Genomic DNA, 22,870 nt, shown 5'->3' with positions numbered 1-22,870 from the left:
CTCGTCTCGAGAACCGATTGAAGATCCGGCACTACGCGTTACTGCTGGCCTTCGACCGGCATCGTTCGGTGACAGCGGTCGCAAAGCAGCTCTCCTTGAGTCAACCCACGGTGACCAGGGCCCTCGCAGACATAGAGAACATCTTCATGCAGCCGCTCTTCCTGCGTACCCGGCGCGGCCTGGAGCCCACCGCCGCGGGCGAGGTCGTGGTCGCCAGGGCAAGGCTCGCCATCGCGGACAACGAGGCGCTGGTCAAGGAGCTCGATGGGGTGCGCGAAGGACGTCAGGGAAGGCTGCGCATCGGGCTCATCCCCTACGTCTCGCCACCGGCGCTGGACGCCCTGTGGAAACATCTGTTCGACTTGCGCCCGCGGCTGCTGCTGCACGCCCAAGAGGACACCACGGCCCCGCTCCTGCAAGCATTGCGCGAACGAGCGCTGGACTGCGCGATCTGCCGCTTCTCCGGCGCAAGCACGGAGGACGATCTCGAACAGGTGCTGCTGTACCAGCAACAGGCACACCTGATCGTGGCTCGCCCGAGTGCCGGTCCATTGATGCGGCACGCCCACGCCCCGCTCGATATCGATCAGCTCTCGGAGATGGACTGGATATTCCCGCCGACGCACACGCCGATTCGACAGTTGATCGACGCGATATTCTCGGCAGCCGGGCAGCGTGCTCCGGTGCCCGCCCTGGAGGCCTATGCGGTAGCCACGATCTCGTCCGCGCTGAGCCAGATGCCCCGAGGCGTCACGGTTCTCCCGAGCGATGTGGCCCGGGCGGTAGCAGCCGGAGGCGCCGCGGAGATGCTGCCGGAGCCCCTGCCATGGAACCTGCCCCCGGTGGGCCTGGCGTGGTTGAAGGGTGCCCCCAAGGCGAAGATCTGCGCCAAGCTGAGCACGGCAATTCGAGATCGGCTGAACGACTCGGGGCAGGCGCACTGACGCGCCCGGGACGGCGGGCACGCCGCCCCAGCACCGCTCAGACCTTCGAAAAATCCGGCTTGCGCTTTTCCATGAAGGCCGTGAAGGCCTCGCGCGCCGCCGGTTCGCGCAGCATCCGGCCGAAACTCTGGCCCTCCTCGCCCATGCGCTCGAGCAGCGCGGGCTGCTGCGACTTCTTCATGAGGCGCTTGGTCTCGATCAGGGCGGTCAGCGGCTTGGCCGCGAGCTTGCGGGCTTGCGCCTGGGCGATGGCATTGGCTTCGGTCGGCGGCACCACGCGGTTGACCAGTCCCACCTCGAGCGCCGCCTCGGCCATGAAGGGCTCGCCCAGTAGCAGCGCCTCGGCCGCGCGGTGGTAGCCGAACATCTGCGGCACCAGCAGGCTGGACGCAGCCTCGGGGCACAGGCCCAGGTTGACGAAGGGCATCGAGAAGGCCGCGTTGTCGCCGGCGTAGACCAGGTCGCAATGGAACAGCATCGTGGTGCCGATGCCCACCGCCGGACCGCACACCGCCGCCACGATCGGCTTCGGAAAGGTGGCGATGCCGCGCAGGAAGCGGAACACCGGCGACTCCTGGGTCGAGGGCGGCTGGTTGAGGAAGTCGCCGATGTCGTTGCCGGCACTGAAGATCGTGGCGTCGCCCTGGATCAGCACCGCGCGCACCGCGCCGTCCTGCTCGGCCTGGGCCAGCGCATCGGCCAGTTCGCCGTACATCGCGCTGGTGATCGAGTTCTTCTTGTCGAGGCGGTTGAAGGTCAGGGTCATCACACCGGCTTCGGTGTGGACGAGGATGTCGCTCATGGGAGGTCCTTGGAAAAAACGAGGGGATCAGGCCGCCGCCGGGCGGGGCCCACGGTCAGGCCAGGGCTTCTCGAACGAAATCGAGCCGGTCCTGGCCCCAGAACATCTGGTCGCCGACGAACATGGTCGGCGCGCCGAAGATGCCGCGCTGCACGGCTTCTTCGGTGTTGGCCTTGAGCCGGTCCTTGACCGCCTGGTCATTGGCCAAGGCCAGCAGCTGGGCCGCGTCGAAGCCGGCCGCCTGCAGCACGGCGCCGACGGTCGCGGCATCGTTGAGATTCTGCGGCTCGACCCACATCGCGTGGTAGACGGCATCGACGTACGCGCGAAAGCGCTCGGGCTCGCGCATCTGCAGGCCGGTGGCGCCGCGCATCAGCAGCAGCGTGTTGATCGGGAAGTTCGGGTTGTGCCTGAAGGGCACGCCGTAGCGCGCGGCGAAACGCTTCAGGTCGGCGTTCATGTAGGGCCGCTTGGCCGGGACCTCGGCCGGCGAGCGGTTGCCGGTGGCCTGGAACACGCCGCCCAGCAGCATCGGCTTCCAGACCAGCGCAGCGCCCGTGTCGGCGCACAGGTGCGGCAACTGCGTGTAGGCCAGGTAGGCGGCCGGGCTGCCGAAGTCGAAATAGAAATCGACGGATTTCGTCGTCATGCGTGTCTCCTTGTGCTGCCGTTCATTGTCGCGGCAGGGCACTCATTCCTTGAAGTAGACGATCTGGTTGCTGGTGGCCAGCAGCGCGCCCGACTCGCTCCAGAGCTGCGCCGCCTGGTCGAAGTAGCCGTTGCTGAACTGCTGCCCGGTGGCCCGGCCCAGCAGGTAGCCGGTGCCGACCTCGGCCAGTACCGCGCCGTCGGTGTGGAAGTAGGTCGTGATCGACACGGTGCCGATCGGCACCGGCTTGGCGCGCCGCAGCCAGACGCGCGGGTAGAAGGTGTCGCTGAGCGCCATGAGCGCCGCGAAGTCGAGCGGCCGGGGTTCGGCGTCGCGGATCCACATGCGCGTCTCGCTGGCCTCGCCGCTGCCGTCCCATTCGGTCGGGATCGATCCGATGATCGGCCGCATCTCGTACTGGCCGAGCCAGGCGGCCCGGGCCGGCCCGATGCTCGTGCGCTCGATCGCCGCCGGCGGCGGTGCCTCGGGCTTCGGCAGGTCGCTGGTGCCCCAGGTCTCGCGCCGGACCGCGGTGACCGCGGTGCCGGTGGTGGTCACGTGCGGCCTGCCGTCGGCGCCGGCCTGCGACATCTGGATCGTCCAGTGCTGGGTCGAGCGGTTGGTGCGCACCGGCACGGCGAGCACCTCGAAGGCGCCCTCGCCGACCGCGGCCGCATAGTTGACCGTGACGGCGACCGGCTCGCCAAGCAGGTCGGGATGGCGCAGCACGGCCTGCAGCATCACGGCGGCGGTGGTGCCGCCGAAGGGGCCGACCATGTTCCAGTAGTCCGGGCTCGTGGCACCGGTGAAGCACCCCGCCTGGATATCGCTGTGCTCCAGGTCGAGGGCCTTGTCGAGGGGGTGTGTCTTCATGGGCGCAGTGTGCCTCCGTGAGGGCCGGTCACGCAGTCGTGTGCGGGACGTTCCGGGCGGGCGCCGTCAGCGCCGCCAGGTCGTGCAGGCTGTCGGCCACCCTCGGCCACAGGCTCTGGCTGAACTGCTCGCGAAACAACCCGAAATGGCCGATCCGCCGGGCCTGCACATCCGCGGGCGCAATACGCTGCAGCGCGCTGGGTGCACCGCTGTAGAAGCTCAGCAGGCTTTGCGTGCCCTCCAGCGTCATCAGTTCGTCATCTGTCATCGACAGCGCCAGCACCGGGAAGCGGACCTTGCCGAAGCTTCGAACGGCCGCTTCGCCCTCGGCGCCCATGCCGTAGCGAGGATCGAGGCACCAGCGGCGCCATTGCAGGATCACGCCGCGCGGCAGGTCGCCGACCTTGCGCAGCCGGGTGCCGGGGAAGTAGCCCCAGATTCGCGTCGCCAGCGGCACCAGGAGATACCAGAAGTAAAGGACGCTACGCTTCAGACGCGGCGCGTTCTCGCGCCAGTAGCCGCTGCCGGCGGCGACGCTGATCAGGCCATCGACCTGCTGCGGACGCTGCAGAAAGCCCGGCAGCTGGGCGCCCAGGCTGTGGCCCAGCAGATAGAGCGGAATGTCGCGCCCACCCGCCTTGGCCGCATCGATCACGGCCTCGTAGTCCCGCGCCCAGTCGAAGAGGTCGGCCTCGAATCCGCGCAGCGAGGCGGCCGCATCGGCCGGGCGAGACTCCCCGCAGCCGCGGTAGTCGAAGGTCCAGACCCGCAGGCCCTGTTGCCCGAGCCAGCGTGCGAAAGGCTCGTAGAAGGCCTGTCGCACGCCCATCGCGCCGCCGATCACCACGCTGGCGCGCGGCGCTCCGTCCGGCTCATAGAGGCGCACGGCGATCCGCACGCCCTCGTCGACCTGCAGGCTGCGGTGCTCCATCTCAGACCCGCTCGAAGATCCCCGCCGCGCCCTGGCCCATGCCCACGCACATCGTGACCATGCCGTACTTGAGCTTCTTGCGCTGCAGCGCGTGGATCACGGTCGCCGAGCGGATCGCGCCGGTGGCGCCGAGCGGATGGCCCAGCGCGATCGCGCCGCCCATCGGATTGACCTTGGCCGGATCGAGCCCCAGCGTGTTGATCACCGCCAGCGACTGCGCAGCGAAGGCCTCGTTGAGCTCGAACCAGTCGATCGCGTCCTGCGTCAGGCCGGCATAGCGCAGCGCCGCCGGGATCGCCTCGATCGGGCCGATGCCCATGATGTGCGGCGGCACGCCCTTGCTGGCGAAGCTCACGAAGCGCGCCAGCGGCTTCAGGTCGTACTGCTTGCAGGCCTTCTCGCTGGCCAGGATCAGCGCGCCGGCGCCGTCCGAGGTCTGCGAGCTGTTGCCGGCCGTGACCGAGCCGCGGGCCGCGAACACGGTGCGCAGCTTGGCCAGGCCTTCGAGCGTGGTGTCGGGGCGCGCGCCTTCGTCGAGACTGACGATGCGGCTCCTGGCCTTCGACTCGCCGGTGGCAAGATCGGGCGTGCGGTCCGTGACTTCGATCGGCGTGATCTCGTCGGCGAACTCGCCGGCCTGCTGGGCGGCCAGCGCCCGGCGGTGCGATTCGAGCGCGAAGGCGTCCTGCGCCTCGCGGCTCACCTTCCACTGCTGGGCCACCTTCTCGGCCGTGAGGCCCATGCCGTAGGCGATGCCGACGTCGCCTTCGCGCTCGAAGATGGAGGGCGACAGCGAGGGCGAGTTGCCCATCATCGGCACCATGCTCATGCTCTCGACGCCGGCGGCGATCATGACTTCGGCCTCGCCGACGCGGATGCGGTCGGCCGCCATCTGCACCGCCGACAGGCCCGAGGCGCAGAAGCGGTTGACCGTGATGCCGCCGATGCTGTTGGGCAGGCCGGCGAGCACGGCGCCGATGCGCGCCACGTTGAGGCCCTGCTGCGATTCGGGAATCGCGCAGCCGCAGATGATGTCCTCGATCGCCTTCGGATCGAGCCCGGGCACGGCCGCCAGCGCCGCCTTCAGCGTGGTCGCGAGCAGGTCGTCGGGGCGGTAGTTGCGGAAGTAGCCGCGGTGCGACTTGCCGATCGGCGTGCGGGTGGCGGAGACGATGTAGGCGTCTTGTACTTGCTTGCTCATGGTGTCTGTCCTTAGTTGCGCACGGGCTTGCCGGTGCTGAGCATGCCCATGATGCGTTCCTGCGTCTTGGGGTGCACGATGAGCGAGCAGAACGCCTTGCGTTCCAGCGCCATCAGGTATTCCTCGGTGACCAGCGAGCCGGCATCGATGTCGCCGCCAGTGACCACTTCGGCGATCAGGCCCGCGATGTGGAAGTCGTGCGCGCTGATGAAGCCGCCGTCGCGCATGTTGACCAGCTGGCCCTTGATGGTGGCGGCGCCGCTGCGGCCCGCAACCTTGAACTGGCGGCGCAGCGGCGGGCGCCAGCCGGCGTCGGCCATCGCCTTGGCCTGCTGCAAGGCCACGTACAGCAGCTCGTCCTTGTTCGGCACCACGACATCGCTGTCGAGCAGGTAGCCGAGCTTCTTCGATTCGAGCGCGCTGGTGCCGACCTTCGCCATGGCCGCGGCGGTGAAGCCTTCGGTCAGGAAGGGCAGCAGGTCGCTGCCGGTCGATGCGGCCGCGTTCTCGGCCGCGCGGCGCGCGATGTAGGTCAGGCCGCCGGCACCGGGGATCAGGCCCACGCCCACTTCCACCAGGCCGATGTAGCTTTCCATCGCGGCGACACGCTTCGCCGAATGCACCGCCAGTTCGCAACCGCCGCCGAGCGCCATGCCGCGCACGGCGGACACCACCGGCACGCTGGCGTAGCGGATCTTGAGCATGACGTTCTGCAGCTCCTGCTCCGCGCCTTCGACCGCGCCGATGCCGGCGACCACGAAGGCCGGCAGCATCGCCTGCAGGTCGGCGCCGACCGAGAACATCTCGTCGGGCGACCAGATCACCATCGCCTTGTATTCCTTCTCGGCCAGCTCGACGCCGGCCGCCAGGGCCTCGGCGACGTCCGGGCTGATGGCGTGCATCTTCGAATGGATGCTGGCGATCAGCACCTCGCCGTCGAGCGTCCAGAGGCGCACGTCGCCCTCGTCCTGGACCGTGGTGCCGGCCTTGTTGGCATCGGGCGCATCGGCGCCGAGCACGCTCTCGGGGAACAGCTGGCGCTCATGCACCGGCAGCTTGCGGGCGGCGACGAAGGTGTTCTTTGAAGCGCTCCACGAACCCGCTGGCGTGTGGACACCACCGGCTTCGGCCACCGGTCCTTCGAACACCCACTTGGGCAGCGGTGCGGTGGACAGCGCCTTGCCCGCATCGATGTCTTCCTGGATCCACGTCGCGACCTGCGTCCAGCCGGCTTCCTGCCAGAGCTCGAACGGGCCCTGCTTCATGCCGAAGCCCCAGCGCATCGCGAAGTCGATGTCGCGCGCGCTCTCGGCGATGGTCGCCAGGTGCACCGCGGCATAGTGGAAGCTGTCGCGCAGGATCGCCCACAGGAACTGGCCTTGCGCGCCTTCGCTCTCGCGCAGCAGCTTCAGGCGCTGCGCCGCCGGCTTCTTGAGCATGCGGCCATAGACCTCGTCGGCCTTGTCGCCCGAGGGCACGTACTCGCCCTTGGCCAGGTCGAAGCGCAGGATGTCGCGGCCGGCCTTCTTGAAGAAGCCGGCCTTGGTCTTCTGGCCCAGGTTGCCCAGTTCGAGCAGCTTGGCGAGCACCGGCGGCGTCGCGAAGTTGGCGTAGAACGGATCGCTCTTCTCGTCGAGGTTGTCCTGCAGCGTCTTGACCACGTGGGCCATCGTGTCGAGGCCCACCACGTCGGCGGTGCGGAAGGTGCCCGAGCTCGCGCGGCCGAGCTTCTTGCCCGTGAGATCGTCCACCACGTCGGGCGTGAGGCCGAACTTCTCGACTTCCTTCAGCGTGGCCAGCATGCCGGCGATGCCGACCCGGTTGGCGATGAAGTTGGGCGTGTCGTGCGCCCGCACCACGCCCTTGCCGAGCGCGCTGGTGACGAAGGTCTCGAGCTGGTCGAGCACTTCGGGCTCGGTGGTCGGCGTGTTGATCAGCTCGACCAGGAACATGTAGCGCGGCGGATTGAAGAAGTGGATGCCGCAGAAGCGCGGCTTGAGCGCCTCGGGCAATGCCTCGCTGAGCTTGGTGATCGACAGGCCCGAGGTGTTCGATGCCAGGATCGCGTGCTTGGCGACGTGCGGCGCGATCTTCTTGTAGAGATCGAGCTTCCAGTCCATGCGCTCGGCAATGGCTTCGATCACGAGGTCGCATTCGCCAAGCTTGGCCAGGTCGTCTTCGTAGTTGGCCTGCTCGATCAGCCCGGCATCGGCCACGTCGGCCAGCGGCGCGGGCTTGAGCTTCTTGAGGTTGTCGATGGCGCGCATGACGATGCCGTTCTTCGGGCCTTCCTTGGCGGGAAGATCGAACAGCACGACCGGCACGCGCACATTGACGAGGTGGGCCGCGATCTGCGCGCCCATCACGCCGGCGCCGAGCACGGCGACCTTTTTCACTTGGAATCTGGACATGGTGATTTGCTTCTTGATGCGGAACACGCGTGCTTACTGCACACGCATCCAGGTTTGGGTGCGCCAGAACGGGCCCAGGTAGCCGCGCACTTCGAGCTTCTTGCCGCCGTCGACCGGCGTGAAGCTGGCGCGGTATTCCTTGCCGTTCTCGGGGTCGAGGATCCGGCCGCCTTCCCAGACGTCCTTGCCCTCGGCCTTCTTGCCGCCGCGGATGATCTCCAGCCCGGCGATCGGCTTGCCCTTGCGCTCGTCGGTGCACTCGTCGCACGCCGCGTCGGGCTTGGCATCCTTGCGCAGCGTCTTCTCGATGCGGCCGGCCAGCGCGCCGCCCGATTCGGCGATGCGGATCTCGGCTTTCGATTCGCCGGTCTTGTCATCGACGCTGCGCCAGACGCCCACCGGGGTCATCTGGGCCATGGCGGAGGCGGCCGAGGCCGCCAGGGCGATCGCTGCGAGCAGGGCTTTCATGGCGTTCAGGCCAGTGCGGCGTCGGTGTTCATCAGCGGCGCGCTGCCGGCACGCGCGGTGCGCATCAGCGTCGCGGTCTCGGGGAACAGCTTGGCGAAGTAGAAGCGCGCGGTCTGCAGCTTGGCGACATAGAACGGGTCGGTGTTGCCGGCCGCGATCTCGCGCAGCGCGGTGCGCGCCATCAGCGCGAACATGTAGCCGAACACGAAGTGGCCCGCGACGCGCAGGTAGTCCACCGCGGCGGCGCCGACTTCGTCGGGGTTCTGGAAGCCCTTGAAGCCGATCTCGGTCGTGAACTTGGTGAGCTGCTCGCCCAGCACCGCCACCGGCGTGATGAACTCGCTCATCTTCTCGTTGACGCCCTCTTCTTCCACCAGCTTGCCCACCAGCTTGCCGAACTTCTTCAAGGTCGCGCCGTTGTTGCCGAGGATCTTGCGGCCCAGCAGGTCCAGCGACTGGATGGTGTTGGTGCCTTCGTAGATCATGTTGATGCGGTTGTCGCGCACGAACTGCTCCATGCCCCATTCCTTGATGAAGCCGTGGCCGCCGAAGACTTGCATGCAGGCGTTGGTCGCGGTGTGGCCGTTGTCGGTCAGGAAGGCCTTCACGATCGGCGTCAGCAGGGCGACGATCTCGCCCGAGTCCTTGCGCACCTTCTCGTCGGGGTGGTTGTGCTCCTTGTCGAGCAGCAAGGTACAGTAGATCGCCATTGCACGGCCGCCTTCAGCATAGGCCTTGGCGGTCATCAGCATCTTGCGCACGTCGGGGTGGACGATGATCGGATCGGCGTCCTTGTCCTTGGCCTTGACGCCCGACAGCGAGCGCATCTGGGTGCGGTCCTTGGCATAGGCCAGCGCGTTCTGGAATGCGACTTCGGTCAGGCCCAGCGACTGGTTGCCGACGCCCAGGCGGGCTGCGTTCATCATCACGAACATCGCCGCCAGGCCCTTGTTGGGCTGGCCGACCAAGGTGCCGGTGGCGCCTTCGATCACGATCTGAGCGGTGGCATTGCCGTGGATGCCCATCTTGTGCTCGAGGCCGGCGCAGAAGATGCCATTGCGGCTGCCGAGCGAACCGTCGGCGTTGACGTTGAACTTGGGCACCACGAACAGGCTGATGCCCTTGCTGCCCTTGGGCGCGTCCGGCAGGCGGGCCAGCACCAGGTGGATGATGTTGTCGGCCATGTCGTGCTCACCGGCCGAGATGAAGATCTTGTTGCCGGTGATCTTGTAGGTGCCGTCGGGCTGCGGTTCGGCCTTGGTGCGCAGCAGGCCCAGGTCGGTGCCGCAATGGGGCTCGGTGAGGCACATGGTGCCGGTCCACTCGCCCGAGGTGAGCTTGGGCAGGTAGGTCTTCTTCTGCTCGTCGGTGCCGTGTGCGGCCAGCGCCTCGTAGGCGCCGTGCGACAGGCCCGGGTACATCGTCCAGGCCTGGTTGGCCGAGTTGAGCATCTCGTAGACGCACTGGTTGACCACATAGGGCAGGCCCTGGCCGCCGTAGGCCGGGTCGCAGGACAGCGCGGCCCAGCCGCCTTCGACGAACTTGGCGTAGGCATCCTTGAAGCCCTTGGGCGTCTTCACCTCGTGCGTGGTCTTGTCGAGCACGCAGCCTTCTTCATCGCCGCCGATGTTGAGCGGGAAAGTGACTTCGGAGGCGAACTTGCCGCCTTCTTCGAGGATCGCGTTGATCGTGTCCGCATCGACCTCGGCATGCTTGGGCATCGCCTTGAGTTCGTCGGTGATGTTGAACACTTCGTGCATCACGAACTGCATGTCGCGCAGGGGCGGGGTGTAGGCGGGCATCGGTGGGTCTCCGGAAAGATGAAGAGAAGAAAAAGAAAACGAAAAAAGGTCGTCCGCTCGCCTCAGCGCACGGTCTTGAGGCGGCGGGCCGGCGGGGCCTTGGCGGCCGGCGCGGCGTCGGTGGCGCTGCGCGCCAGGATGTTGTCGAAGCCGGCATTGGCACGGGCCAGCGAATCGGGCGAGCGCAGGAAGCGGGCTTCGTAGTGCAGCGCGAGGATCAGCGCATGGATCTCGAAGGCGATCTGCTTGGCGTCGGCGTCCGAGCGCAGGTGGCCTTCGGTCTGGGCCTGCAGCACGGCACGGTACATCGCTGCCAGCCAAGTGTTGACCGAGTCGGCCAGGGCGTCGCGCACCGGGCCCGGGCGGTCGTCGAACTCGACCGCGCCGCTGATGTAGATGCAGCCCGAATCGATCTCGGCCGAGGTGCGCTTCATCCAGTTGGCGAACATCGCGCGCAGCCGCGGCAGGCCGCGCGGGGTGCTCATGGCGGGGTAGAACACCTCCTGCTCGAAGCGCTGGTGGTATTCGCGCACCACCGAGATCTGCAGCTCTTCGCGCGAGCCGAAGTGGGCGAAAACGCCCGACTTGCTCATCTGCGTGACCTCGGCCAGGGCGCCGATCGACAGGCCTTCGAGCCCGATCTGGGCCGCGAGATTGAGCGCCGCGTCGATGATGACGGCCTTGGTCTGCTGACCCTTGGCGGGCGCGCGGGAAGGCTTGGCGGGAACGGCGGTGTCGGACATCGGGGGGCAGGAGGAATAAAACGAACGGTCGTGCTATTTTGCAGGAGTTCGGGGGGTTCTGGAAATGCAAAGACCCGCGACTATTGCGGGTCTTTGCATTGTCCCGGCGCGCACGGATGCCTGCCCTCAAGGGCAGGTCAAGCAGCCCTCCAGGCCCATATGCCGCCGCGCCCCAGGGGCCGGTCATGCTGACCATGCGCTACTGCCTGCCCAAGCCGGAGCTGCTCAGCGGGCAGTAGAAGTCGCCCGTCGTGCGCGCGGCTCCTCACGATGGCGGCGCTGTGCGCCCCCCTGATGATGTCGGGCGCAGCCGCCCAGGCGACGGTGGCACCTGCCGAGGCGCGGGCGGTGCGGTGGCGAAGGTGACACTCTCGTCCAACGCCTGTTCGGCGCGCGCGCGGATCTGAAGAACGACTACTGGCTGCCGGCCCCTGGCGGTCCCTACAGTGCCGTGGGTCGCATCTATGGCCCTGGCAAGGAGGCGATGAACGGCACCTGGAAGCTGCCGCCGCTGGTGCCAGTGGGGGAGATGTAGCGCTTCGTCTTGGCGTCGGCCGCGCTTTTGGCTGCGGCAGTTACCGCGCTTGGCCGACTGTAGCCTCGGCTCGCCTGGCGCTAACGCCGCTTCTTGAACCGTTTGACGATGCGATTGCCAGCAAGCCCCAGTGCGGCACGAGCGAGTGCATCAGCTTCACTGTTGCGATGGCGCGGTATCCACATCAGGGTTGCCTCGTCGAACGAATCGAGCAGTGCTCGCGCTTCTTCGAACAACGAAGCAAGCCGGGGAATCGGCTTCGCTGTGCTGCTGCCGACCTGTTCGACAACGACACTGTTGTCGCAGTGAATGAGCAGCGTGCTCGCCCCACGCGATTTCAGTTCCCGAAGCGTCGCCAGCAGAGCTCTGAGCTCCGCCTCGTTGTTGCAGCCGTTCTCATGCGCCGCTTGCGACAGCGTGTGGCGCGTTCCATCAGGCTCGGTAAGCACCGCTCCAAGGCCCATGCGACCGGGGTTGGGCACGGCGCTCCCGTCGCAGTAGGCAAACCAAGGGTTCATGTGTGTTGTCCGCTCTCGACGCCGCTTCGCAGCAACCACGCCGCAGTGCATCACCTTCCGCGCCGCATGAATCGCCTTCTCTACCCTGTGGATACGCCGCCCCATCTCTGCGTTGACCAACTCCATCAAGGCCGTCAACTCACGCGCAGTATGCCAGCGAGGCCCGCCATCGGCGCGAGCCCTCAGCCCGCGACCAACACGCAGCAGTGCGCATGATCGATGATGCGCTTGGCCAGAGATACCTCGGCAAGTCGACTCAGCAGCGGGCGCTTGCGGTGGCCGATGACGATCAGATCCGCACCCCATCGATCCGCGACGGCGACGATCTGTTCGGAGCACGGGCCCTCGACAACCTCCAGTTCGAGATCGACGTGTGCTTCTGCACCCTTCTCGCGAAGCCGTTGGAGGTAGGCCCAGCATTGCTCGCGCCCCCTGTCGAGGGAGGCGTGGGTCTCCACCTCCGCGGACCATGCGACGGCCACGACGTGAAGTGGCGCATGGGCTTGCCGTGCGACCTCCACTGCGCGCTCGAACGCGAGGTCCGAGGGCTTGGTCCCGTCGTAGGCGAGGAGAATCTTGCTGAACATGGGGCGCCTCCTTTCTGGCTCGCCAGCGCTCGACAGCGTGTGGCCGCGTGGGCCGGCCGCCACGTCCTCCACCGCTTCGAGCACTCCATCGTAGCGCCAGCCCGCGTTCTGGGCACGAGGCGTGACGCCGTCACGCTTGACGCCTCTTGCCCAGCGTCGCAGCCGGTCCCAGACTGCCATCGAGGCCTCCTGCGCCAAGCCTCCGAGCCTCAGATCGACCGCTGATCGACACGGCGAGAGAGCGCCGCCGCGCTCTCCTTGCGCTCGCTGTACCGATCGACCAGATAGCTGCTGACATCGCGCGTCAGCAGCGTGAACTTGAAGAGCTCTTCCATCACGTCCACGATCCGGTCGTAGTAGCTCGACGGTTTCATCCGGCCAGCCTCGTCGAACTCCAGGAAGGCCTTGGCAACCGACGACTGGTTGGGGATGGTCAGCATGCGCATCCAGCGCCCGAGCACGCGCATCTGGTTCACCGCGTTGAAGGATTGCGAGCCGCCCGAGACCTGCATGACGGCCAGCGTCTTGCCCTGCGTGGGGCGCACGGCGCCCAGGGCCAATGGAATCCAGTCGATCTGGGCCTTCATGATGCCGGTCATCGCGCCGTGCCGCTCCGGGGAGGTCCATACCATGCCCTCAGCCCACCGGGCGAGCTCACGCAGTTCCTGGACCTTGGGGTGACTGTCCGGCTCGCTGTCCGGCAGCGGCAGACCGGCGGGGTTGAAAACCTTGACCTCACCGCCCATGGCCTCCAGCAGCCGGGCCGCCTCGAAGGTGACCAGGCGGCTGTAGGAGCGTTCGCGCAGCGAGCCATAGAGCATCAGGAAGCGCGGCTTGTGGCGCGAAGGTTCGCGCACGCCCAGGCGCTCGGGCGTCGGTGGGTCGAGCAGTTCGGCATCAAGGGCCGGGAAGAGAGCGGGCGATCCGAGATGAGTGGCGTCGGGCATATCGTCGGGACTCAGTTTGCAGCTTGCCCGGCTTCGTACCAGCCCTGGGTGCGGTTCACCACCGCGACGACCGCGAGCATCACGGGCACCTCGATGAGGACGCCGACCACGGTGGCCAGCGCAGCGCCGGACTGGAAGCCGAACAGGCTGATGGCCGTGGCCACCGCCAGTTCGAAGAAGTTGCTCGCGCCGATCAGCGCCGAGGGTCCGGCCACGCAGTGCTTCACTCCGAGCTTTCTGTTGAGCAGGTAGGCAAGACCCGAGTTGAACACCACCTGGACAAGGATCGGCACCGCCAGCAGCGCGATGACCAGGGGCTGGTCCAGGATGGCCTCGCCCTGGAACGCGAACAGCAGGACCAGGGTCAGCAACAGCGCCGAGATGGACAGCGGGCCCAGCCTCGCGGCCACGGCCTGGAAGTGCCCGACGCCGCGGCGCAGAAGCGCCTTGCGCCAGAGCTGCGAGATGACGACCGGCACCACGATGTAGAGGCCCACCGAGACCAGCAGCGTGTCCCATGGAACCGCGATCGAGGAAAGGCCGAGCAGCAATGCGACGATGGGTGCGAAGGCAATCACCATGATGGCGTCGTTCAGGGCGACCTGCGACAGCGTGAAGTACGGGTCGCCCTTGCAGAGCTGGCTCCACACGAACACCATGGCCGTGCAGGGCGCGGCGGCGAGCAGGATGAGCCCGGCGACGTAGCTGTCGAGCTGCTCGGCGGGCAGGTAGGGCGCGAAGACATGGCGGATGAAGATCCAGCCGAGCAGCGCCATCGAGAATGGCTTGACCGCCCAGTTGATGAACAGCGTGACGCCGATGCCGCGCCAGTGCGAAGCGACCTGGCCGAGGGCACCGAAGTCGATCTTCAGCAGCATCGGAATGATCATCACCCAGATGAGCAGGCCCACCGGGACGTTGACCTTCGCCACTTCGAGGCTGGCGACCGCTTTGGAGACACCGGGGAGCAGTTGACCGAGGGCGATGCCGACAACGATGCACAAGGCAACCCACACTGTCAGGTAGCGCTCGAAGAAGCCGATGGCGGGCTTGGCGGGCGCCGCCGCGGCGAGGGTAGAGGTGGTCATCAGTTCTTCGAAATGCGGGTGAGCGCGGCCTGCAGCTCGGCCTGGCTCAGGTCGGCGAGCGGCAGCGCCAGCAGTTGCAGCATGCGGTACCCGATGGCCTGGCGCGTGAGTTCGAATGCGACGGCCTTGTCGGCTTCGGGCGCGTTGGATGGGTCCGGGTAGCCCCAATGGACCTTCACCGGACTGCCCGGCCAATAGGGGCACTGTTCGGCCGCCGCGCTGTCGCACACGGTGATGACGATGTGCATCTGCGGTGCCGAGTCCCCGGTGAATTCGTCCCAGCTCTTGCTTCGATAGCCCTGGACGTCCATCCCTGCGGCCTGGAGCGCCACCAGCGCAAGAGGATTGATGCGGCCGCTCGGCGCGCTGCCCGCGCTGAACGCTCGCACGTCTTTTCCGAGCAGCTGGGCCCAGTGGTTGAGCATGCCCTCGGACAGCACGCTGCGCGCCGAGTTGTGGGTGCAGAGGATGAGTACGTTGAGGGTCATGGCGGTGTCAGCACTTGCAGGCATCGGCGGCCGTCTCCACCGCGCAGGCGGCACCCTGGCAGCAGTTGTCGGTGAGGTAGCCCAGCAACGCGTTCATGTTGTCGTACGCGGCGCGATAGATGAGGTGGCGGCTGGCGCGCTCTTGCGTCACCAGGCCCGAGCCCGCCAGCTCCTTCAGATGAAAGGAGAGCGTGGCGGGAGCGACGCCCAGCGCCTCCTGGATGACGCCCGGCGTCAGGCCGCTCTGCCCGGCCACGACCAGCGCCCGAAACACTTCGAGGCGCAATGGGTGCGCAAGGGCCGCCAGTGCTTGAACGACTTCTTTTGATTCCATTATTCGAGAATAATCGAATGATCGTTTTCGGTCAAGACGCGTGCAGCCGGTGCACTACAGTGTTCCGCGCGATCACCCTCAACCCGACGGAGCCTCATCCTGGACCTGCGCGACCTTCAGTATTTCGAAGTCATTGCCGAGCTCGAGCACCTGGGGCGCGCGGCCGAGCGTCTGCACCGCACCCAGCCCGCGCTGACGAGTTGCGTGCGGCGCCTGGAGGAAGCATGCGGCGCCGCCTTGTTCGAGAAGACGGGGCGTGGCATCCGGCTTACCGCGGCCGGCAAGGCTCTCCTCAAATGGGCGCAGCGCACGCGTTTCGACGTCGAGAGCGCGCGCCGCGAGATCGGCGACATCGGCCGCGGCCTGACCGGGAACATCAAGGTCGGCATCGTGCCGACGGCCGCGCAGTTCCTCTTGCCCCCCGCCGCCCGCGACCTGATGCGCGAGGCGCCCGGCGTCACCTTGCGAACCACGGTGGCGCTGGTCGACGTCCTGAAGCCGCTGCTTCGCGCCGGCGACATCGACCTGATGGTCGGCACCGAGGTTCCCGCGGAAGCCGGGTTCGCTTCCCAATACCTGGCCGAAGACGTGATCGTGGTGGCCGCGGCCGAGTCGCACGCAATCTTCGACAAGTCGAAGCCCGGTTTGAAGGACCTGACAGGCCATCGGTGGGTGCTGCAGCCCCCCGGCGCGCCGACCCGGGACTGGCTCGACCAGACCTTCGACCGGCACCGCCTCCCCCGGCCCCTGGTTCAGGTCGAAAGCACGATGCTGCTGATGCTTCCCAGCCTGATCGGCGAGACGGGCCTCCTGAGCTTCATCTCGCGGCTGCACCTCCAGGCCGGGCGATCGGGCGCCGCGCTGCGCGAAGTGAAGCTCCCCGCCACGACCATGCGCCGCCGCATGGTCGTCACTTACCGGGACAGCGGATACATCTCCCCTGCAGCGCAGCGCCTGATCGACCTGCTGGCGAAATACGCCGTCGCACCGGCCTCTTGATACCCCAAGTCAGATCTATCGATCTTAAAAAACTATCGATTGGACTGAATGGGCGCCGCGGCGAATACTCGCCTCCACTGAACGCACCGCTCGCAATCAGGCGAAGCGGGCCGAAATGGAGACAAGAAATGCAGCACCGCGCTTCCCCCGCCACGGCCTCAGGCCGCCTCACCGGCTTCGCAGCCGCCGCCGGCCTCGTCGCTGCGGCGATGCTGCTGGCGCATTCGCCGGTGTCGGCCCAGGCTGCCTATCCCTCGCGGGCCATCAAGCTCATCGTGCCGTTCCCCGCCGGCGGCGGCACCGACCTGATCGCGCGCGAGGTCGCCAACAAGGTCGCCGTGTCCAATGGCTGGTCGATCATCATCGACAACAAGCCGGGCTCCGGCGGCAACCTCGGTGTGGATGCGGCGGCGAAGTCGGCGCCCGACGGCTACACGCTCGTCCTGGGTCAGACCAGCAACCTGGCGATCAATCCGACGCTGTATCCGAAGCTGCCCTACAACCCGGAAAAGGACCTGACCCCGATCGTCGCGGTCGCCAGCGCGCCCCTGGCCCTGGTGGTGGCTGCGGACTCGCCCTACAAGACCGTCGCGGACGTGGTGGCTGCGGCCAAGGCCAAGCCCGAAACGCTGAACTACGCCAGCTCCGGAAGCGGCACGGTGGCGCACCTCGCGACGGAACTGCTTCAGAAGACCGCGGGTGTGAAGTTCACGCATGTCCCCTACAAGGGCGCCGCGCAAGGCTCGACCGATCTCATCGGTGGCCAGATCCAGATGTACATGTCGTCGGTGCCGACCCTGATCGGCTTCGTCAAGAACGGCAAGATGCGCATCCTTGCGGTCACCTCGGCCAAGCGCACCGCCGACCTGCCCGCGGTACCCACCGTGGCCGAATCGGGCTTCAAGGGATTCGAGGCCGTGACCTGGTTCGGCATCGCAGCGCCCGCCGGCTTGCCCAAGGACGTGGTCGCCAAGCTGAACGGTGCCTTCAACAAGGCACTCCAGGACCCGGAAGTCAAGAAGAAGCTCGCCGCCCAGGGCACCGATGCCCTGGGCGGAACCCCCGAGCAATTCGCCAAGTTGATCCATGACGACATCGGCCGCTGGGCCCCGATCGTCAAGGAGTCCGGCGCCAAGGTCGACTGACCCCACCCACCGACGCGTGACGCAGCGCTGACCGCAGGCACGGTGGCCGCACCGTGCCCTGCCTGGGCGCAGCCATGCCCGGCCATCTCGCGTTTCGCCGGTTTCGCCCCCGTCTTCACCCACTGAAAGAAGCTCATGTCCTCCAATCTGCCTGACATCATTCGCGACTTCGAACGCGTCCCGGCCCACATCGTGGCGCGGGCCGCTGAACTGCAGCCGGCCATCTTGGCCGACGTGGCCGGCCGCCGCGGCGCCCTCGACGGCCGCATCAAGGCGCTCAGGCCGCGCATGAAGCTCGCCGGCACGGCACTCACGGTGGAAGTGCGTCCTGGCGACAACCTGATGATCCATGCCGCCATCGCGATGGCGAAGCCGGGCGATGTGCTGGTGATCGACGGCAAGGGCGATCTGAGTTCCGCACTGATGGGCACGATCATGATGACGGCCTGCAAGCAACTGGGCATCGCCGGCGTGGTCATGGATGGTGCCTGCCGCGACAGCCTCGAGATCGACGAGATGGACTATCCGGTGTTCTCGGCCGGCACCAACCCGAACGGCCCGACCAAGAACATCGGTGGGCGCATCGGCCACCCGGTGTCGGTCGGCGGCGTCACGGTGCGGCCCGGCGACTTCGTGATCGCCGACGGCGACGGCGTCGTGGTGGTGGAGCGCGAGAAGATCGAGGCGCTGCTGCCGCTGGCGGCCAAGAAGGTCAAGGACGAGGCGGCGCGCATCGCAGCCATCAAGAGCGGCGACACCGCCGCCAAGTGGCTCGATGCCGCGCTGCGGACTGCCGGCGTGCTGAAGGAAGGGGAGACGCTGTGAGCACCATCCTCGTCACCGGCGCCGACCTCGCACCGCAAGCGCTGGCATTGCTGACGGATCACGAAGTGGTCTTTGCCGGCAAGACGCCGACCGAAGACGACATCGTCGCACTGAGCCGCAAGCACAACCCGGTCGCCATCATCGTGCGCTACAGCAAGGTGGGCGCCGCCGCGATGGACGCGGCGCCTGCGCTGCGGGTCATCTCCAAGCACGGCAGCGGCACCGACACGATCGACAAGGTCGCGGCCAAGGAGCGCGGGATCGACGTCGTCGCGGCGGTGGGCGCCAACGCGGCGGCCGTGGCCGAGCAGGCCCTGGCGCTGCTCCTGGCCTGCGCCAAATCCGTGGTGTCGCTCGATGCCCGCATGCATGCCGGCCATTGGGACAAGGCGACGCACAAGAGCGTCGAGCTGGCCGGCCGGACGGTGGGCGTGATCGGCCTGGGCGCCATCGGCTTGCGCTTCGCCCGCATGGCCGACGCGCTGGGCATGCGCGTCATCGGCTTCGACCCCTACGCGAAGAACCTGCCTTCGTACGTTGCCACCGTGGACCTGGAAACCATCTGGCGCGATTCGGATGCCATCTCGCTGCATTGCCCGTTGACCGAGGACAATCGTGAGCTGGTGAACGCCGGCACGCTGGCCAAGTGCAGGCGTGGCGTGATCGTCGTCAACACGGCCCGCGGTGGCCTCATCGACGAACACGCGCTGTTGGCCGCAGTCCGATCGGGCCAGGTGATGAGCGCCGGTCTCGACAGCTTTGCCGTCGAGCCGATGACGGCGGGCCACCCCTTCCAGGGCGAGACAGGCCTGGTGCTGAGCCCGCACATCGGCGGGGTCACCAGCGACGCCTACGTGAACATGGGCGTCGCTGCGGCCCGCAATGCGCTCGAAGTGCTCGGCCGGCAGGCGGTCGCCGCAGCCTGATCTGCCGAACCGAATCAACAGGAGACACCCATGACCAAGAAGACCTCGCACGCCAGCCTGACCTGGATGATCCCGTTCGGAGCTCTCGCCGTGCTCGCCGCGACCACGCCGCTCGGCGCCAGTGCCCAGGCCGCCTACCCGAGCAAGCCGATCAAGATCATCGTCCCCTACCCGCCCGGCGGCGCGGTGGACGTGGTCACGCGCAAGATGGCGCAGAAGCTCACCGAACAGATGGGCCAGAGCATCATCGTCGACAACAAGCCCGGCGGCACGGGCACCATCGGTGCCAGCGCCGCAGCTCGCGCCGACGCCGACGGCTACACGCTGATGGCCAACGACACGACCTACTCGCTGCTGCCGTTCATCTTCAAGAAGCTGCCCTTCGACTACGACAAGGACCTGGTGCCGGTCAGTGCGTATGTGTTCGCGCCGATGGCCATGGTGGTCAACGCCGAATCGCCGTACAAGACCCTGGCCGAGTTTCTCGCCGCTGCGAAGGCGGCTCCGGGCAAGCTGACCTATGGCACCGGCGGTGCCGGCACCACGCCGCATTTCACTGCGGAGGCATTCGGCGTGGCCAGCGGCACGAAGCTGATGCACGTGCCTTTCAAGGGCGCGGGCGAGGCCACCCAGGCCGTGCTGTCGAACACCATCGACATGCAGTTCTCGTCGACGCCGGGCGTCATGGGCAACGTCAAGGGCGGCAAGCTGCGGCTCCTGGCCGTGAGCGGCGACAAGCGGCTGGTGGCCCTGCCTGCCGTGCCGACCTTCGCCGAAGCCGGCGTGAAGAATTTCAGCGTCGTCAACTGGACCGGCCTGTGGGCACCGAAAGGCACACCGGCGCCGGTGCTTGCGAGACTTCAGCAGGAGATCGCAAAGGCCATGGCCACGCCCGACATGAAGGCGTTCGCGGAAGGGTTGGGCGCGGAGCCGCGCATGGCGGACGCCGCTGCTTTTGCGAAGATGCTGACCGACAGCAACGTGTTGTGGGGCAAGATCGCCGCCGACGCGTCATTCGACAAGCAGTAACTCCCTGGAGATCACCTTGTTCCTCCTTCAGCCGCCGCAGGTTCGGGATCTGGAACTGTTCACCCGCATGCCGGACGCGCTGCGCCGCCGCGAGTCGTCCGTGTGGGCCGATGCCAACCGCGGCGGCCAGCCCACCGACTCGTTCCTCGAAGGCCCGGTGTTCGACGATCAGGGCAACCTCTACGTGACCGACATCCCGTTCGGGCGCATTTTTCGCATCGACCCCGCGGGCCATTGGTCACTGGTGGCGGAATACGACGGCGAGCCCAACGGAATGAAGTTTCTGGACGCCCGCACGCTGCTGGTCACCGACTACAAGAACGGGCTCATGCGCATCGACGTGGCGACCGGCACCGTCACGCCGCACCTGCAGCGCCGCAACACCGAACGCTTCAAGGGCGTCAACGACCTGGTCATCGATGCGAAGGGCAGCATCTACTTCACCGACCAGGGACAGACCGGCCTGCACGACCCCACGGGGCGCCTGTACCGGCTGCGCCCCGACGGACAGCTCGACCTGCTGCTGTCGAACGTTCCCAGTCCCAACGGCGTGGCGCTGTCACCCGACGGCAAGCTGCTGTACCTGGCGGTCACGCGCGGCAATTGCGTCTGGCGCGTTCCCTTGCTGGCCGACGGCAGCGTGGCCAAGGTCAGCCAGTTCTTCACTTCCTACGGGCCCAGTGGACCGGATGGCCTGGCCGTCGATGCGCAGGGCCGCGTGCTGGTGGCCAACCCGGGATTGGGCTACGTGTGGGTGTTGAACGCGCGCGCCGAACCGGTGGCCGTGCTGCGCGGGCCGGCGGGCGCGTCGATCACCAACCTCGCCTTCGGCGGCGCGGAGCGTTCGACCTTGTTCGTCACGGACTCGACCCATGGATGCGTCATGAAGATGAACCTGGATATTCCAGGGGTACCGCTGCACCGAGGAACACAGGCCTGAGCCGTCGGTTGGCCGCGCTCCGGCCTTCAACGATTGCCCTCTGGTGCAATGGCGCGCCGCCGGGACGAAGTCCACAATGCCTCAGGCATCCCCAACCAGGAGCGGACCCATGCCCAACGCAGCCCGAGCCCCCTACCTTGCACGCCAGTTCACCCCGGCGCATCTCGATCTGCCGGACGCCGCGGGCGTACCGGCGCGGTTGGCCAACGAGCGCTACGTCGAATCGCTGGCACGCATCGTCTACTACTGGGCCTATCCCGCCGTCGACGCCTTCGGCCGCACCAGCAGCTGGGAACTGATGAAGGCGTCAGGTCCTGGCGCGACCATGGGCCTGTTTCCCGGCGCGCCGAAGAACACCATGGGCTATCTCGACGACCACATGTCGCCCGCCCAGCGCAAGGTGGTCACGCCGAACAGCGACACCATCTATGGCGTCAGCTTCGTCGACCTCACCCGCGAGGCCGTGGTGGTGCAGACGCCGAGCGACGTGCCGAAGGGGCAGTACTGGACCATCCAGATCTGCGACCTCTTCACCACCGTGATCCACCAGCTGGGCTCGGCAAGCAACACGCCAGGGGGCAAGCTCCTGCTGGTGGGCCCGAACTGGTCCGGCGAGAAGCCCGACGGATTCATCGACGTGCTGCGCAGCCCCACCAACGTCGCCGGCCTGTTCGGACGCAGCTTCGCCGCCCATACCGGCGAATCGAAGGCGCGTGCGCGGGCGGTGCTCAACCAGATCGGCGTCGTCGCGCAAAGCCTCGACCGGCCCGGGCCGCTGCGCTTCGACTGCGAGGCGAGTGCGCGCAACAAGGTTTTCCCGCCCGGCGTCACGGCCGAGATGGTGACGGCCGATCCCGACATGCTGCGGGCAAGGCCCGTCGACCCGACCCGGTTCTGGGACCAGCTCGCCGAGGCACTGGCGCTCAACCCCGCCGTCAGCGCCGACGACGCGGCGATGGCTGCGCAGGCCAGGACGCTGCTGGCACTGCGGGCATCCGACAGCGCCTGGCGTGCCCTGCTCGACCGCACGGCGCTCGCCGCCGATGCCGAGCTCCACGCTGGCGCCAGGTACGAGCAGGTCGGCGTCGATGCAGGCAACGGCTGGCAACGCCAGGACAACGGCGGCGCCTGGGGCACCGACTGGTTCGGCCGCGCCCAGGCCGCCATCATCTACATCTACGTCAATGATTTCCACGAGGCGATCTACCTGATCCGCGGCACGGACGACAAGGGCGCGCTGCTGCAGGGGCGCTATCGCTACACGGTGAGGTTCCCGAAGGACGCCCTGCCCCCGGTGGATCGCGACCGCGGCGGCTTCTGGTCCTTGACGATGTACGACCGCGACTACTTCATGCTCGCGAACAGCCCCAACGGGCGCACCAACATCGGCACGGTCAACCTGGACGCCGACGAGCTGAAGTTCGCCGCCGACGGCTCGTTGACCCTGCACCTGTCCCGCGACCAGCCCGCGGACAAGGATGGGCAGGCCAACTGGCTGCCCGCGCCCGACGGCCAGTTTGCGCTGCTGGTGCGCAGCTATGTGCCCATGAAGCCGCTGCTCGACAACAGCTACCAGTTGCCGAACGTGGTGCGCTCCCGCTGATGAGCGCTTCAATGCTCGATGAGGCATCCGCGGCCGGCCTCGCCTTGGCACTCAGCCTTGACGCACTGGATCTGCTGGCGTC

The 22,870-nt window shown here is 67.3% G+C and carries 23 protein-coding genes; 8 read left to right on the top strand and 15 right to left on the bottom strand.

Annotation, left to right across the window (positions count from 1 at the left end):
- The first annotated feature begins 17 nt into the window (after positions 1 to 17).
- Entirely contained in the window at positions 18 to 944 is a 927-nt protein-coding gene (locus QTI68_RS14555; protein ID WP_286522248.1) for a LysR family transcriptional regulator, read from the top strand.
- A 37-nt stretch (positions 945 to 981) separates the two neighbouring features.
- On the opposite strand, the gene QTI68_RS14550 is transcribed toward QTI68_RS14555, so the two are convergent.
- From QTI68_RS14550 to QTI68_RS14480, 15 genes are all read right to left on the bottom strand, one after another.
- Complete coding sequence (locus QTI68_RS14550) at positions 982 to 1,746, bottom strand: enoyl-CoA hydratase (RefSeq protein WP_286522247.1); 765 nt, start codon at positions 1,744 to 1,746, stop codon at positions 982 to 984.
- Positions 1,747 to 1,801: 55 nt separating this feature from the next.
- The gene (locus QTI68_RS14545; protein ID WP_286522246.1) at positions 1,802 to 2,395 is read right to left on the bottom strand and encodes a 2-hydroxychromene-2-carboxylate isomerase; all 594 of its coding nucleotides are present in this window, start codon (positions 2,393 to 2,395) and stop codon (positions 1,802 to 1,804) included.
- A gap of 42 nt (positions 2,396 to 2,437) precedes the next feature.
- Positions 2,438 to 3,268 carry an acyl-CoA thioesterase gene (locus tag QTI68_RS14540; RefSeq protein ID WP_286522245.1) on the bottom strand — a complete coding sequence of 277 codons (831 nt, stop codon included), beginning with the start codon at positions 3,266 to 3,268 and terminating at the stop codon, positions 2,438 to 2,440.
- A gap of 28 nt (positions 3,269 to 3,296) precedes the next feature.
- Entirely contained in the window at positions 3,297 to 4,199 is a 903-nt protein-coding gene (locus QTI68_RS14535; RefSeq protein ID WP_286522244.1) for an alpha/beta hydrolase family protein, read from the bottom strand.
- 1 nt (position 4,200) lies between these two features.
- Positions 4,201 to 5,400, bottom strand: a complete 1,200-nt coding sequence (locus tag QTI68_RS14530) for an acetyl-CoA C-acyltransferase (protein WP_286522243.1) — start codon at positions 5,398 to 5,400, stop codon at positions 4,201 to 4,203.
- An 11-nt stretch (positions 5,401 to 5,411) separates the two neighbouring features.
- Complete coding sequence (locus tag QTI68_RS14525; protein ID WP_286522242.1) at positions 5,412 to 7,811, bottom strand: 3-hydroxyacyl-CoA dehydrogenase/enoyl-CoA hydratase family protein; 2,400 nt, start codon at positions 7,809 to 7,811, stop codon at positions 5,412 to 5,414.
- Between the two features lie 33 nt (positions 7,812 to 7,844).
- On the bottom strand, positions 7,845 to 8,279 hold the full coding sequence (locus QTI68_RS14520) for a DUF2147 domain-containing protein (protein WP_286522241.1): 435 nt from the start codon (positions 8,277 to 8,279) through the stop codon (positions 7,845 to 7,847).
- Positions 8,280 to 8,284: 5 nt separating this feature from the next.
- Positions 8,285 to 10,081 (bottom strand): acyl-CoA dehydrogenase C-terminal domain-containing protein, encoded by a 1,797-nt coding sequence (locus QTI68_RS14515; protein WP_286522240.1) that lies wholly within the window; start codon positions 10,079 to 10,081, stop codon positions 8,285 to 8,287.
- A gap of 62 nt (positions 10,082 to 10,143) precedes the next feature.
- Entirely contained in the window at positions 10,144 to 10,824 is a 681-nt protein-coding gene (locus QTI68_RS14510; RefSeq protein WP_286522239.1) for a TetR/AcrR family transcriptional regulator, read from the bottom strand.
- Between the two features lie 615 nt (positions 10,825 to 11,439).
- Positions 11,440 to 11,877, bottom strand: coding sequence for a ribonuclease HI family protein (locus QTI68_RS14505; protein ID WP_286522238.1), 438 nt, complete (start codon positions 11,875 to 11,877; stop codon positions 11,440 to 11,442).
- Positions 11,878 to 12,059: 182 nt separating this feature from the next.
- The gene (locus QTI68_RS14500) at positions 12,060 to 12,464 is read right to left on the bottom strand and encodes a universal stress protein (RefSeq protein WP_286522237.1); all 405 of its coding nucleotides are present in this window, start codon (positions 12,462 to 12,464) and stop codon (positions 12,060 to 12,062) included.
- A 209-nt stretch (positions 12,465 to 12,673) separates the two neighbouring features.
- A complete protein-coding gene (arsH, locus tag QTI68_RS14495; RefSeq protein WP_286522236.1) occupies positions 12,674 to 13,411 on the bottom strand; it encodes an arsenical resistance protein ArsH in 738 nt (245 codons plus the stop codon).
- Between the two features lie 11 nt (positions 13,412 to 13,422).
- A complete protein-coding gene (gene arsB, locus QTI68_RS14490) occupies positions 13,423 to 14,499 on the bottom strand; it encodes an ACR3 family arsenite efflux transporter (RefSeq protein WP_286522235.1) in 1,077 nt (358 codons plus the stop codon).
- Positions 14,499 to 14,987, bottom strand: a complete 489-nt coding sequence (locus QTI68_RS14485; RefSeq protein WP_286522234.1) for an arsenate reductase ArsC — start codon at positions 14,985 to 14,987, stop codon at positions 14,499 to 14,501. The genes arsB and QTI68_RS14485 overlap by 1 nt, the downstream gene beginning before the upstream one ends.
- A gap of 7 nt (positions 14,988 to 14,994) precedes the next feature.
- Positions 14,995 to 15,321 carry an ArsR/SmtB family transcription factor gene (locus QTI68_RS14480; RefSeq protein WP_286522233.1) on the bottom strand — a complete coding sequence of 109 codons (327 nt, stop codon included), beginning with the start codon at positions 15,319 to 15,321 and terminating at the stop codon, positions 14,995 to 14,997.
- Between the two features lie 96 nt (positions 15,322 to 15,417).
- Between QTI68_RS14480 and QTI68_RS14475 the strand changes: the two genes are divergently transcribed.
- The 7 genes from QTI68_RS14475 (at position 15,418) to QTI68_RS14445 (ending at position 22,788) form a co-directional block, all read left to right on the top strand.
- Positions 15,418 to 16,320, top strand: coding sequence for a LysR family transcriptional regulator (locus QTI68_RS14475; RefSeq protein WP_353506426.1), 903 nt, complete (start codon positions 15,418 to 15,420; stop codon positions 16,318 to 16,320).
- 128 nt (positions 16,321 to 16,448) lie between these two features.
- Positions 16,449 to 17,465, top strand: coding sequence for a Bug family tripartite tricarboxylate transporter substrate binding protein (locus QTI68_RS14470; RefSeq protein WP_503011676.1), 1,017 nt, complete (start codon positions 16,449 to 16,451; stop codon positions 17,463 to 17,465).
- A 135-nt stretch (positions 17,466 to 17,600) separates the two neighbouring features.
- A complete protein-coding gene (locus QTI68_RS14465; RefSeq protein WP_286522232.1) occupies positions 17,601 to 18,290 on the top strand; it encodes an RraA family protein in 690 nt (229 codons plus the stop codon).
- Complete coding sequence (locus QTI68_RS14460; protein ID WP_286522231.1) at positions 18,287 to 19,216, top strand: NAD(P)-dependent oxidoreductase; 930 nt, start codon at positions 18,287 to 18,289, stop codon at positions 19,214 to 19,216. The genes QTI68_RS14465 and QTI68_RS14460 overlap by 4 nt, the downstream gene beginning before the upstream one ends.
- Positions 19,217 to 19,246: 30 nt before the next feature.
- A complete protein-coding gene (locus tag QTI68_RS14455) occupies positions 19,247 to 20,245 on the top strand; it encodes a Bug family tripartite tricarboxylate transporter substrate binding protein (RefSeq protein ID WP_503011674.1) in 999 nt (332 codons plus the stop codon).
- 16 nt (positions 20,246 to 20,261) lie between these two features.
- Positions 20,262 to 21,185 (top strand): SMP-30/gluconolactonase/LRE family protein, encoded by a 924-nt coding sequence (locus QTI68_RS14450; RefSeq protein WP_286522230.1) that lies wholly within the window; start codon positions 20,262 to 20,264, stop codon positions 21,183 to 21,185.
- A 109-nt stretch (positions 21,186 to 21,294) separates the two neighbouring features.
- Positions 21,295 to 22,788, top strand: coding sequence for a DUF1254 domain-containing protein (locus QTI68_RS14445; RefSeq protein WP_286522229.1), 1,494 nt, complete (start codon positions 21,295 to 21,297; stop codon positions 22,786 to 22,788).
- Positions 22,789 to 22,870: the final 82 nt, after the last annotated feature.

The sequence above is a fragment of the Variovorax sp. J31P207 genome, assembly GCF_030316965.1.
Classification (GTDB): domain Bacteria; phylum Pseudomonadota; class Gammaproteobacteria; order Burkholderiales; family Burkholderiaceae_C; genus Variovorax; species Variovorax ginsengisoli_B.
This window is presented reverse-complemented; position numbering and strand designations above follow the sequence as displayed.